General features: G+C 70.2%; 14 protein-coding genes. 9 read left to right on the forward strand and 5 right to left on the reverse strand.

Annotation, left to right across the window (positions count from 1 at the left end; translation table 11 throughout):
* Positions 1–17 precede the first annotated feature (17 nt).
* The gene (locus tag ABTZ89_RS28070) at positions 18–950 is read right to left on the reverse strand and encodes a tetratricopeptide repeat protein (protein WP_270951536.1); all 933 of its coding nucleotides are present in this window, start codon (positions 948–950) and stop codon (positions 18–20) included.
* A 325-nt stretch (positions 951–1,275) separates the two neighbouring features.
* Between ABTZ89_RS28070 and ABTZ89_RS28075 the strand changes: the two genes are divergently transcribed.
* Positions 1,276–1,530, forward strand: a complete 255-nt coding sequence (locus ABTZ89_RS28075; RefSeq protein ID WP_270951535.1) for a hypothetical protein — start codon at positions 1,276–1,278, stop codon at positions 1,528–1,530.
* A 154-nt stretch (positions 1,531–1,684) separates the two neighbouring features.
* Here ABTZ89_RS28075 and ABTZ89_RS28080 read toward each other — a convergent pair whose 3' ends face one another.
* Positions 1,685–1,987: an MTH1187 family thiamine-binding protein gene (locus ABTZ89_RS28080; RefSeq protein WP_270951534.1), complete on the reverse strand. Its 303-nt coding sequence runs from the start codon at positions 1,985–1,987 to the stop codon at positions 1,685–1,687.
* A gap of 146 nt (positions 1,988–2,133) precedes the next feature.
* Between ABTZ89_RS28080 and ABTZ89_RS28085 the strand changes: the two genes are divergently transcribed.
* Positions 2,134–2,634 carry a MarR family winged helix-turn-helix transcriptional regulator gene (locus ABTZ89_RS28085; RefSeq protein ID WP_270951533.1) on the forward strand — a complete coding sequence of 167 codons (501 nt, stop codon included), beginning with the start codon at positions 2,134–2,136 and terminating at the stop codon, positions 2,632–2,634.
* A gap of 70 nt (positions 2,635–2,704) precedes the next feature.
* On the opposite strand, the gene ABTZ89_RS28090 is transcribed toward ABTZ89_RS28085, so the two are convergent.
* Positions 2,705–3,064 carry a DUF3817 domain-containing protein gene (locus ABTZ89_RS28090; protein ID WP_351050177.1) on the reverse strand — a complete coding sequence of 120 codons (360 nt, stop codon included), beginning with the start codon at positions 3,062–3,064 and terminating at the stop codon, positions 2,705–2,707.
* A 77-nt stretch (positions 3,065–3,141) separates the two neighbouring features.
* Complete coding sequence (gene cutA / locus ABTZ89_RS28095; protein WP_270951531.1) at positions 3,142–3,459, reverse strand: divalent-cation tolerance protein CutA; 318 nt, start codon at positions 3,457–3,459, stop codon at positions 3,142–3,144.
* A 187-nt stretch (positions 3,460–3,646) separates the two neighbouring features.
* Here cutA and ABTZ89_RS28100 point away from each other — a divergent pair, with 187 nt between their 5' ends.
* From ABTZ89_RS28100 to ABTZ89_RS28130, 7 genes are all read left to right on the forward strand, one after another.
* On the forward strand, positions 3,647–4,621 hold the full coding sequence (locus ABTZ89_RS28100; protein ID WP_351050196.1) for a LacI family DNA-binding transcriptional regulator: 975 nt from the start codon (positions 3,647–3,649) through the stop codon (positions 4,619–4,621).
* On the forward strand, positions 4,618–5,661 hold the full coding sequence (locus ABTZ89_RS28105; protein ID WP_270951530.1) for a class I mannose-6-phosphate isomerase: 1,044 nt from the start codon (positions 4,618–4,620) through the stop codon (positions 5,659–5,661). The genes ABTZ89_RS28100 and ABTZ89_RS28105 overlap by 4 nt, the downstream gene beginning before the upstream one ends.
* Positions 5,658–6,422: an ATP-binding cassette domain-containing protein gene (locus ABTZ89_RS28110; protein ID WP_270951529.1), complete on the forward strand. Its 765-nt coding sequence runs from the start codon at positions 5,658–5,660 to the stop codon at positions 6,420–6,422. Before ABTZ89_RS28105 ends, ABTZ89_RS28110 begins: the two co-directional genes overlap by 4 nt.
* On the forward strand, positions 6,422–7,471 hold the full coding sequence (locus tag ABTZ89_RS28115; protein WP_351050183.1) for an ABC transporter permease: 1,050 nt from the start codon (positions 6,422–6,424) through the stop codon (positions 7,469–7,471). Before ABTZ89_RS28110 ends, ABTZ89_RS28115 begins: the two co-directional genes overlap by 1 nt.
* A 138-nt stretch (positions 7,472–7,609) precedes the next feature.
* Positions 7,610–8,587, forward strand: a complete 978-nt coding sequence (locus tag ABTZ89_RS28120) for an ABC transporter substrate-binding protein (RefSeq protein WP_270951527.1) — start codon at positions 7,610–7,612, stop codon at positions 8,585–8,587.
* Between the two features lie 66 nt (positions 8,588–8,653).
* Positions 8,654–8,833: a hypothetical protein gene (locus ABTZ89_RS28125; protein WP_351050187.1), complete on the forward strand. Its 180-nt coding sequence runs from the start codon at positions 8,654–8,656 to the stop codon at positions 8,831–8,833.
* A 172-nt stretch (positions 8,834–9,005) separates the two neighbouring features.
* A complete protein-coding gene (locus tag ABTZ89_RS28130; RefSeq protein ID WP_351050190.1) occupies positions 9,006–9,425 on the forward strand; it encodes a TipAS antibiotic-recognition domain-containing protein in 420 nt (139 codons plus the stop codon).
* Positions 9,426–9,656: 231 nt separating this feature from the next.
* Here ABTZ89_RS28130 and ABTZ89_RS28135 read toward each other — a convergent pair whose 3' ends face one another.
* Positions 9,657–10,976: a DNA polymerase IV gene (locus ABTZ89_RS28135; RefSeq protein WP_351050193.1), complete on the reverse strand. Its 1,320-nt coding sequence runs from the start codon at positions 10,974–10,976 to the stop codon at positions 9,657–9,659.
* Positions 10,977–11,122: the final 146 nt, after the last annotated feature.

Below are 11,122 nucleotides of genomic sequence, written 5' to 3' on the forward strand. Positions count from 1 at the left end.
GGCCGCTGTCGGGAGGCTCAGAACAGGGCGCTGGCCAGGGCCCGGCGGGCGGCGCTGACCCGCTCGTCGCCCTCCGGGAAGACCTCGAAGGACTCGACGAGGTGGCGGCGGACGCGGTCGCGCTCGTCGCCCGAAGTGCGCTTGACCGTCTGGATCAGCCGGCTGAAGGCCTCTTCGACCTTGCCGATGGCCAGCTCGGCGTCGGACGCGGCCAGCTGGGCGTCGATGTCCTCGGGGGCGGCGTCGGCCCGCTCGATCGCGGTCGGGTCGGCCTGCTCGGCGCGCGCGGAGAACCGGACCTGCGCGAGCGCGGCCTTGGCCAGCTCGTTGTTCGGCTCGGCGTCCAGGATCTTCTGGTACGCGTCCTCGGCGGCGGCGTAGTCGCCGCGCTCCAGCGCGTCCTCAGCGGCGGTGAACCGCGGGTCCTCGGGCTCCTCGACCGGCTCGGCCGCACCGCCCTGCTCCGCGGCGCGGATGCCGGGCATCTGGTCGCGCAGGGCGTTGAGCAGCTCGGTGATCCACTGGCGGATCTGCGGTTCCGGGAGCGCGCCGTTGAACGCGTCCACCGGCTGCCCGCCGGCGATCGCGATGACCATCGGCACCGACTGCACCTGGAAGAGCTGCGCGATCCGCGGGTTGGCGTCGACGTCGACCTTCGCCAGCACCCACGAACCACCGCCCTCCTGGGCCAGGCGCTCGAGCACCGGGGAGAGCTGCTTGCACGGTCCGCACCAGGTCGCCCACAGGTCGACGACCACCGGAACCTGCAGGGAGCGCTCGACGACCTCGTCCTGGAAGTTGGCCTCGGTGACGTCGATGACCGCTGCGCTCGCGGGCGCGGCACCACCTTCGCCAGCGGCGGCGGGCGGCTGCGCGGCTGCGCGAGCGTTGGCCTCGGCCCGGTTCTTCAGGGCCGACAAGTCGACTGCGCCCGCCATCGCGGCGGACATTGCTGCTGCGTTCTGGCGTGGATCCGGCCTCGTCACACCCCCATCCTGACACGTTCCACCAGGCGGGCGGCGGCAGGGCGGTCGATGTTCGACGGGTGGCGACACCGCCTGGCCAAGCCAGACACGCCGTGAACTCCGCAGATCAACTCGAAACAGTGAACAACTTCCCTCTATGGAGTGGAAGCCGCTCAAGAACTCTCAAGTTCCGCCGGTTTCACCACCGAAGGACATGGCAGAGCCCGCGAGGACTGATGGTCTCGCGCGGGCCTTCGGGGCCTCCGTTTGGTGGACCTCCTGAAAGTAGTTCGACGAGAGGTACGAAACAGTGCGTATTGCTACCCGTGTTGCCGGTGTCGCCGGTGCCGCCGCTCTCGGCGTCGTGACCCTGGGCACCGCCGCGTTCGCGGACAGCGCCGACAACAACGGCATCAACGCCGTCGACGACAACAACATCAGCGCCGTTCCGGTGCAGGCGTGCGGCAACAACGTTGGTGCCGCCATCGGCGTCGTCGTCCCGATCCTGTCGCCGCAGGCGAACAACTGCCTCAACGCGCCGGTCGTCGACCACCCGAAGCTCTGAGGGTTGTCGCAGCCAGCGAGCTGAAAAAGACCGGGGCGGTGTCGATGCCGACACCGCCCCGGTTTTTCTTGTCTTCGCTTGTTCTGCGTAGCGGTGCGGGTAGCGGAACCTCAGCGCCCGCCTGGACTGCGGGTGCCCGGCCTCATGTATTGCGTCACTGCTCCCGCAGGTGGTTCTCGACCCGCTCCACCTTCGCCTTCAGCTGGCCGGTGTGGCCCGGCCGGATGTCGGCCTTGAGCACCAGGCTGGTGCGCGGGGCTCCGGCCGACGCTGCCTCGGTGGCCCGCTTCACCACGTCCATGACCTCGTCCCACTCGCCCTCGATCGTGGTGAACATCGAGGTCGTCTCGTGCGGCAGGCCGGACTCCCGGACCACCTTCACCGCAGCCGCCACCGCTTCGCTGACGCTGTCGCTCTCACCGACCCCGCTCGGGGCCACGCTGAACGCCACCAGCACGTCTGCTCCTCCGTTCTCCTGCCCGGCGACCGGTGCCACCGGGCGCTGTGATCATGCGCCACCAACGCAACCACTGTCGCCGATTCCCCCGCCCACGGCACCACAGCCCACGACCGGACGGGAAACCGCTGCTAGCGTCGAACACCATGAGCACCCGTAGCCCGCTGCCCTTCGACCCCATCGCCCGCGCGGCCGAGATCTGGGCCGAACGGGTAGGCCCGTCGACGACGATGGCCGCGGTCACCAGCGTGATGAGGGTGCAGCAGATCCTGCAGTCCGCGGTCGACAACGCGCTCCGGCCGCACAACCTGACGTTCGCCCGCTACGAGGCGCTGGTGCTGCTGACCTTCTCGCGGCGCGGCAGCCTGCCGATGCGGGTCATGGGCGACCGGCTCCAGCTGCACCCGACCAGCGTCACCAACATCGTCGACCGGCTCGAGCAGGACAGCCTGGTGCGGCGGATGCCGCACCCCACCGACCGGCGCACCACCCTGGTCGAGATCACCGAGGACGGCCGGGACCTGATGAAGAAGGCCACCGAGTCCGTCAACGAGATCGACTTCGGCCTGCGCGGCATCACCGAACGCCAGACCCAGCAGCTCACCGAACTGCTGGGCAAGGTCCGCCACGCCGCCGGCGACTTCTGACGATGTTTTCCAACCTCGTTCTGCGTGACGGAGCGGGTCGCGGCTCGCGCCGCTTGCGGAGTACGTACGCCTAGTTGAGCTCGCGGAAGGCGTAGCGGACCTTGCCCCAGAAGGTGGGGTCTTCGGAGTCGGACTCGGTGAGGAGGCCTCGGCGGTTGGCCCAGCGCTCGAACCACACCGTTGCCAGGGGCGGGACCGAGGCGACCAGCGCCAGGACCAGCACCCAGAAGCGCCAGCGGAACGGGCTGAAGACGACCAGGCAGGTCACCACGTAGGCGGTGAAGATCGCGCCGTGGATCCAGCCCATCACCGTCACGCCGGCCGGCATGTCCAGGCCGTACTTGAACGCCATCGCCGCCAGCAGCCCCACCCACGAGAACGCTTCGGCGATCGCCACCAACCGGAACCAACCGGCATGAGTCCGCGGCACGTCGACCCCACTTCCGTCTAGAACGGCACTTCCTGCGAGTGTGCCCGGTGACGCGCCTCACCCGGCCGCCGGTGCCGCTAAGCGCGGGTCTGGTCGTCCACCCAGGACAGGTAGTCGGGATTCCCCCCGATGATCGGGGTGGCGATGATCTCCGGGACGTCGTAGCCGTGCACGGCCTTCAGGTGCTCGACGAGCGCGGGCAGCCGGGCCGCGGAGGTCTTGATCTGCAGCTGCCACTCCGGGTCGTCCTGCGCCGCGCCCTCCCAGACGTAGAAGCTGCGGATCGGCACGACCTGCACGCAGGCGCCCAGCGCGGCCTCGACGACGCCGCGCGCCAGCTCGGCGGCGGACTCCTCGGAGTCGGTCGTGGTCACGACCTGCACATGATCAGCCATTCCCCCAGCGTAACCAGCCGCCATCCGGACAACCTTGTCAACGGACCGGTTGGGCCGATCGGCTGGCGCTGCGGGGCCGGGTGGAGGCATTGGCGTGCGGCGGGATTGACAGCGGTCGGCGGGGTGGGGTGCAATGCCGCACGCCATGACAACGTTGTCTGACTCCGGGAACGTCCGGCGCGCCACGATGAGCGACGTGGCGCGGCTGGCCGGCGTGAGCATCAAAACCGTGTCGCGGGTCGTCAACGCCGAGAGCGGCGTCACCCCGGCCACGGCGGAACGCGTGCTGTCCGCGATCGACCAGCTGGGCTTCCGGCGCAACCTCAGCGCCCGCAACCTCCGGCGCGGCACCGGGACCGGCACGCTGGGCCTGGTCCTGGAGGACCTCGCGAACCCCTTCTACTCGGTGCTGACCCGCGCGGTGGAGGAAGTCGCCCGGACCCGCGGCAAGCAGGTGCTGACCGGTTCGTCCGACGAGGACCCGGCGCGGGAGCGCGAGCTGGTGCTGGAGTTCTGCGCCCGCCGCGTCGACGGGCTGATCGTCGTCCCCGCCGGTCACCAGCACGGCTACATCGCGCACGAGATCAACGCGGGCACGCCGGTGGTGTTCGTGGACCGCCCGCCCGGCAACCTCGACGCCGACGCCGTGCTCATCGACAACTCCGGCGGCACCGCGCTCGCCGCGCAGCACCTCGCCGAGCACGGGCACCGGCAGATCGCGTTCCTGGGCGACGCCCCCGAGATCCACACCGCCGCCGAGCGGCTGCGCGGGTTCCGCGAGGGCTGCGCGCGGGCGGGGGTGCCGTTCGAATCCGACCTGGTGCTGATGGGCCCGCACACCGACGAGTCGGTGGCCGAGGCGCTGAGCACCACCCTGCGGCGCGCGACCGCGCTGGTGACCGGCAACAACCGGATCACCATCCAAGCGCTGCGCGCCCTGGCCGGGCGGGCCGACCGCCCGGCGCTGGTGGGTTTCGACGACTTCGAGCTGGCCGATCTGCTGGATCCGCCGATCACGGTCGTCACCCACGAAACGACGGCGCTGGGCCGGTCGGCCGCCGAGCTGCTGTTCTCGCGGCTCGACGGCGACCGCACCGCACCACGCCGCATCGTCGTCCCCACTCGGCTGCTGGCCCGAGGTTCTGGAGAGGTTGCACGTTGAGTTCTGTCCACGATGACCAGTCGGTGCGGGCGATCGTCCTGCCCGCCAACCAACCGCAGCAGTTCTACCGCGGTGGCGCGTCCATCGCGGCGCTGCGCGGCGGCGGTGACGATCGCGCGTTCGGCCCGGAGGACTGGGTCGGGTCCACCACGACGCGGTTCGGGCAGTCCGAGTCGGGGCTGTCGCGGCTGCCCGACGGGCGTTGGCTGCGCGACGCGGTGCACGAGGCGCCCGAGCAGTGGCTGGGTGCCGAGCACGTCGCCGAGTTCGGCGACAGCACCGCGCTGCTGGTCAAGCTGCTCGACGCCGGGCAGCGGCTGCCGGTGCACTGCCACCCGTCGGACCGGTTCGCCCAGCAGCACCTGGGTTCGCGGTTCGGCAAGACCGAGGCGTGGATCGTGGTCGGCACCAGCGGCCCGAATCCCGTGGTGTACCTGGGTTTCCGGGACGACGTGGCGCCCGAGGTGGTCGAGCGCTGGGTGAGCACCCAGGACTCCTCCGCTCTGCTAGGGTCGCTGAACGAGATCCCGGTGCGCCCCGGCGACACCGTGCACGTGCCCGCCGGCACCCCGCACGCGATCGGTGAGGGCGTGTTCATCGTCGAGCTGCAGCAGCCGACGGACTTCTCCGTCACGTTGGAGTGGCAGGGCTTCCTGTCCGACGCCGAGAGCGCGTTCCTCGGCATGGACCAGCGGACCGCGCTGCAGACCCTCAACCGCAGCGGTTTCGACGACGCCGTGCTGACCTCGCTGATCAAGCGCACCGCGGACCAGGACGCGGCACGGGTCGGGCTGCTGGCCGAGGACGCCGAACCCTTCTTCCGCGCTGATCGCCTGCACGGCTCGGTCGAGCTTGAACCTTCCTTCGGGGTGCTGATCGTGTTGGACGGCAGCGGGAAACTCCGCTCCGACGACGGGAGCGACCTCGAACTGCGACGCGGGACCACCGCGGTGGTCCCGCACGCAGCCGGGGCCGCGCAGCTCGAGGGCGATCTGACCGCGGTGCACTGCCGCCCACCGTCCGCAGGGAGCCGGATATGACCGAACCACTGCTGGAAGCCCGCGACCTGGTCAAGCGCTACGGCGGCGTGGAAGCGCTGCGCGGCGCCTCGTTCACCGTCCACCCCGGCGAAGTCGTCGCGCTCATCGGTGACAACGGGGCCGGCAAGTCCACACTGGTCAAATGCCTCTCCGGGGTGGAACAACCGGATTCCGGGGAGATCCGGGTCGCAGGTGAACCGGTGGTGCTGGACTCCCCCACCACCGCCCGCGCGCACGGCATCGAGACCGCCTACCAGGACCTCGCGGTCGCCCCGGACCTGGATCCGGCGGCGAACCTGTTCCTCGGTCGGGAGCTGCGGCGGCCGGGGCTGCTGGGCAAGCTCGGCATGCTGGACAAGGCGGGGATGCGGGCGCAGGCCGCCGAGCAGTTCGCCAAGTTCGGGGTGTCGCTGCCGGACCTGAGCGTGCCGATCGGGTCGCTGTCCGGCGGTCAGCGGCAGAGCGTCGCGGTGGCCCGGTCGGTGGCGTGGGCCGACAAGCTGGTGTTCATGGACGAGCCGACCGCCGCGTTGGGCGTCGTGCAGCGCGAACGCGTGCTGGAGGTGGTGCGCCGGGTCCGCGACACCGGCATCGCAGTGGTGCTGATCAGCCACAACATGCCCGAAGTGCTGTCGGTGGCGGACCGGGTCGAGGTGCTGCGCCTCGGCAGCCGGGTCGCGCGGTTCGACGCCGCCGAAGCGACCTTGGAGGACCTCGTCGGTGCGATGACCGGCGCGCTGTCGCAGGAGGACGCGAGCTGATGGCCACCCAGCAGGAAACCCGGAAGTCCGAAGTGGACGGCGGGCTCGCGCCGCAGGGCAAGGGCCTCGGCGCGAAGCTGGCCTCCTCCAACACGCTGTGGACCGGTCTGGTGCTGCTCGCGCTGTGCGCGCTGTTCAGCGCGCTGCGCCCGGACGCGTTCCCCACCCTGTTCAACGCGCAGAACCTGCTGGTGCAGGCCGCTCCCCTGCTGATGCTCGCGGTCGGCATGACGTTCGTGATCATCACCTCCGGCATCGACCTGTCGGTGGGCTCGGTGCTGGTGTTCTCCGGCGTCGTCTCCGCGATGACGATGGAAGGGCTCAGCGGCGGCGACGCCACCGGCGCGAGCTGGGGCGTGATCGCCATCGGCCTGGTCGTGGCGCTGATCGGCGGCGCGCTGTGGGGCGTGCTCAACGGCGTGCTGGTGGCGGTGGCCCGGGTGCCCGCGCTGATCGTCACGCTGGGCTCGTTCGGGGCGGCACTCGGTGCCGCGCAGCTGCTCACCAACGGCGTCGACGTGCGCACCGTGCCCAACGCGCTGCGCCGCACGCTCGGCACCGGCACCTCGCTCGGGATCGTGCCGAACCTGGTGATCCTTGCCGCGGTGGTCACGCTGCTGGCGATCTGGCTGCTGCACACCACGACCTTCGGCCGCTACACCTACGCGATCGGCTCGAACGCCGAAGCCGCCCGGCGCAGCGGCATCAAGGTCACCCGGCACCTCATCGCCGTCTACACCCTGACCGGGGTGCTGGCCGGGCTGGCCGGGTTCATGTCGCTGGCCTACTTCGGCACCACCACGATCAGCGGCCACAGCAACGACAACCTCAACGCGATCGCGGCGGTCGTGCTGGGCGGCACCAGCCTGTTCGGCGGCATCGGCACGGTGCTGGGCAGCGTGATCGGCGTGTTCATCCCGGCGGTGCTCGACGCCGGGTTCGTGATGGCGGGCGTGCGGCCGTTCTGGCAGCCCATCGCGGTGGGCGCGGTGCTGGTCATCGCCGTGTGGCTGGACCAGCGACGACGGCGGGCGCGCAACAACCGCTGAGAAAACTGTCTGACGAACTCAATTTGAATAGCGGTGCGGGTAGCGGAACCTCAGCGCCCGCCTGGACTCCGGGTGCCAACCCTTATGTATGCCACTTCCGACCAAACCGGCACAACGGCGTGTGGAGGGTGATTTCGGATGAGAACGTGCAAGACGGTGCTCGCGGTGGGTGCGGCACTGCTGCTGGCGGGCTGCGGGTCCGGCCAGATCGGTGACACCGGCGGCGGCCAGACCGACCCGAACAACAAGAACCTCGCGCTGATCACCGGGATGCGCGGCGAACCGTTCTACGTCTCGATCGAGTGCGCGGCCAAAGATGAAGCCACCAAGGCCGGCTACCGGCTCAACACGCAGGCCCCGGAGAAGTTCGAGCAGGCCGAGCAGTCGCAGATCCTGGGCGGCATCGTCAGCAGCAAGCCCGGTGCGGTGATCATCGCCCCGACCGACGACAAGGCACTGGCCGCGCCGCTGCAGCAGGCCAAGAGCAATGGCATCCAGGTCGTCGAGGTCGACACCGCGCTCGACGACCGCTCCATCGCGGTCACCTCGCTGTCCTCCGACAACTACGCGGGCGGCCAGCTCGCCGCGCAGACCCTGGCCCGGCTGGTCGGCGACAAGCCCGGTTCGGTGCTGGCGCTGAACACCAAGGCGGGCACCTCCACCACCGACGAGCGCGCCAAGGGCTTCGAGGAGGAGATCGCCAAGCACCCGAACCTGAAGCTGCTGCCCACCCAGTACACCGAGAACGAACCGGCGACCGCGGCCCAGATCGTGTCCTCGACGCTGGCCGCGAACCCGGACCTGGTGGGCGTGTTCGGCACCAACCTCAACACCGGTGAGGGCGCGGCGACCGCGCTGTCCAACGCCGGCAAGTCCGGCCAGGTCCAGCTGGTCGGCTTCGACGCCAGCCCCAAGCAGGTCGACGACCTGCGCAACGGCCGCGTCCAGGCGCTCATCGCCCAGGACCCGGCCAAGATCGGCCAGGAGGGCGTCAAGCGGGCGATCGCGGCGATCAAGGGCCAGCAGGTCGAGCGCGAGACCAAGACCGAGATGATCGCCATCACCCGCGAGGACATGGACCAGCAGGCGCAGCACTTCTACAAGTCGCACTGCTGATCCGCGCGCACCACCGGCCCCGGATTTCGCAGGCCGGGGCCGGTGGTTCGCGGCTACCGTGGGGGCATGGCCTCCTACGGCGAACTCCTTCCCGGGCGCAAGTTGAAGCACGAGGGCGACGAGACCGGCATCTCGAAGGGGCACGACCCCGGCGGCCCCCTGGACCTCGACAAGGGTGTGGTGTTCCTCGCGCCGCCCGCGCGGCCGGAACCCGACGATCCCGAGGACTCCGACCAGCGGAGTTGATCGGCGTCACAGGCTGGTAGCGGTTCTCCCCAATCACGCGCGGTGCCCGAAAGGCTCCGTTAATGTGCCACGGGCAGATGAACATCGTTAGCGAAATCGTGCAGCGATGATCACTGTCTGTGCTCTATCGGAGTGCGCCGTACCCGCGCGGGGAGTTGGAGGAAGGGACGCCGTGCAGCCGAACAACGTGTTTGGGAGCCCCGGTCTGGAGGAGGCCGAAGCCGTCGAGGACGGCACGGCTCTGATCGGGAACATGACGCCTGCGGGCGTCAACGGCCCCGTCTCCCCCCAGCAGCGGCAGGAGATCGCGCGGCGGATCGGTCAGGACTGGCAGCGGATCAGCTCCAGCATCGCCGAGCTGTTCGCCACCGGCGTGCCCAGCAACGATCCCCGCACCCAGCAGGTCGTCGGCGAGCACTGCCGCTGGATCCGCAACTTCTGGACCCCGGACCGCGCCTCCTACCTGCGGCTGGCGGAGCTGTACGTGAACCAGCCGAAGTTCCGCCGCCGCATCGAGCGCCGCAAGCCCAAGGGCATGGCCGCGTACCTCCGCGAAGCGATGATCACCTACGCCTGGGCCAACCTGCGCTGACCAAGTTCCTGTCTGAAGCTCTCGTTTTGCGTGGCGGTGCGGGTAGCGGAACCTCAGCGCCCGCCTGGACTCCGGGTGCCCGACTTTATGTATGCCAATACACGGCAGCCGGGCCGTCCTCGCCAGGCGAACGCTGAGAACCCGCGGCGGTGCAAGCTTCGAGGGTGGGCTATTCGCCTGGCGGCGAATCCAAGCAAAAGATCAAAAACCAGGATTAAAGGCGGGCTCGGATCACCAGCCGAGGCTGTCCAGCGGATCTGCTGCGGTGAGCTGCGGGTCGTCGATGGCGAAGGTGCGGGCCACCCCGCGCCCGGTGGCGGCGGTCTCGAAGCGCACCGTGACCCGGCCGTGCCCGGCGCCCTGCACCCAGCCGTGCCCGTGCTCGGCGTGCACCAGGTCGTCGCCTGCCCGCCACTGCCGGACCTCCGGCTCCGGGGTGGGCCGGGCGACCGGTTGCGGTGCCGGTTCGGTGGGTTCGGCCTGGTCAGCGGGGTTGTCGAAGAGCGGCTCCTGCTCGGAGGTCGCCAGCCCGGAGTAGGACACCCCGACCAGTCGCACCGGCGTCCCGGGCGGGACCGCGATCGGCAGCAGCCGCCGCGCGGCGGCGGACAGCGCGCCGAAATCGCTGGTCGCCGAGGTGAAGGTCTCGGCCCGGTTGATCGTGGTGAAGTCGGAGTCGCGCACCTTGATCGTCACCGTGCGCGCCGCCCGTCCCGAGGACACCAGACGGCGGTGCGCCGACTCGGCCACCCCGAGCACCTCCGAGAGCAGCTCGGCGCGATCGGTGATGTCGACGTCGAACGTGGTCTCCGCGCTGACCTGCTTGGCCTCGGCCCGCTCGGCCACCGGGCGCTCGTCGATGCCGTGCGCGAGCCGGTGCAGCTCGGTGCCGTGCGCCTGACCCAGCAGCGAGATCGCGTCGTTGAGGTGCAGATCGGCCAGCTCGCCGATGGTGTGCACGCCGATGCGGTGCAGCTTGGACTCGGTCACCGGCCCGATGCCCCACATCTTGCGCACCGGCAGCGCCGACAGCAGCTCCAGCTGCTCCTCGGCGGGCACCACCAGCATCCCGTCCGGTTTGGCCAGGTCAGAACCGATCTTGGCGAGCTGCTTGCCCGGCCCGGCACCGATCGAGGCGGTCACCCCGACCTCGCGCTGCACCCGCGCGCGCAGCTGGGTGGCGAAGTGCTCGACGTGTTCGGTCGGCGCGCCGGCCAGCTCGCTCGGTTCCAGGAACGCCTCGTCCACCGACACCTGCTCGACGACGTCGGAGACCTCCCGCACGATGCCCAGCACCCGCTTGCTCACCGCCTGGTAGACCTGGAACCGCGGCGGCAGCACCACGGCGACGGGGCAGCGGCGGCGCGCCTCGGCCATCGGCATCGCCGAACGAGCGCCGTACTCGCGGGCCTCGTAGCTGGCCCCGGCCACGGTGCCGCGCGGTCCGGCGCCGCCGACCAGCACCGGACGGCCCTTCACGGTGGGGCGGGTCAGCTGCTCCACGGATGCGAAGAACGCATCCATGTCCATGTGCAGCACCCACCTCCGCATGACGACCATTCAACGGGATCGCCCTGACAGCGGCTGATGCAGCCTGACGCCATGTTTCTTGTCGTTGTCTTTGATGCGCCGTAGGCGCATAGCCCACGTTCGCAGCCGCTCCTGCGCCGTTCCAGCGTTCGCCTGGCGAGGACGGC

It is taken from the genome of Saccharopolyspora sp. NPDC002686, assembly GCF_040295745.1.
GTDB lineage: Bacteria > Actinomycetota > Actinomycetes > Mycobacteriales > Pseudonocardiaceae > Saccharopolyspora > Saccharopolyspora oryzae.

Bases quoted from the DNA above. Each gene is read 5' to 3' on its own strand.
- ABTZ89_RS28070 (WP_270951536.1), bottom strand. From the start codon at position 950: ATGTCCGCCGCGATGGCGGGCGCAGTCGACTTGTCGGCCCTGAAGAAC.
- ABTZ89_RS28085 (WP_270951533.1), top strand. From the start codon at position 2,134: ATGAGCACCCGTAGCCCGCTGCCCTTCGACCCCATCGCCCGCGCGGCC.
- cutA (WP_270951531.1), bottom strand. From the start codon at position 3,459: ATGGCTGATCATGTGCAGGTCGTGACCACGACCGACTCCGAGGAGTCC.
- ABTZ89_RS28100 (WP_351050196.1), top strand. From the start codon at position 3,647: ATGAGCGACGTGGCGCGGCTGGCCGGCGTGAGCATCAAAACCGTGTCG.
- ABTZ89_RS28110 (WP_270951529.1), top strand. From the start codon at position 5,658: ATGACCGAACCACTGCTGGAAGCCCGCGACCTGGTCAAGCGCTACGGC.
- ABTZ89_RS28115 (WP_351050183.1), top strand. From the start codon at position 6,422: ATGGCCACCCAGCAGGAAACCCGGAAGTCCGAAGTGGACGGCGGGCTC.
- ABTZ89_RS28120 (WP_270951527.1), top strand. From the start codon at position 7,610: ATGAGAACGTGCAAGACGGTGCTCGCGGTGGGTGCGGCACTGCTGCTG.
- ABTZ89_RS28125 (WP_351050187.1), top strand. From the start codon at position 8,654: ATGGCCTCCTACGGCGAACTCCTTCCCGGGCGCAAGTTGAAGCACGAG.
- ABTZ89_RS28135 (WP_351050193.1), bottom strand. From the start codon at position 10,976: ATGCGGAGGTGGGTGCTGCACATGGACATGGATGCGTTCTTCGCATCC.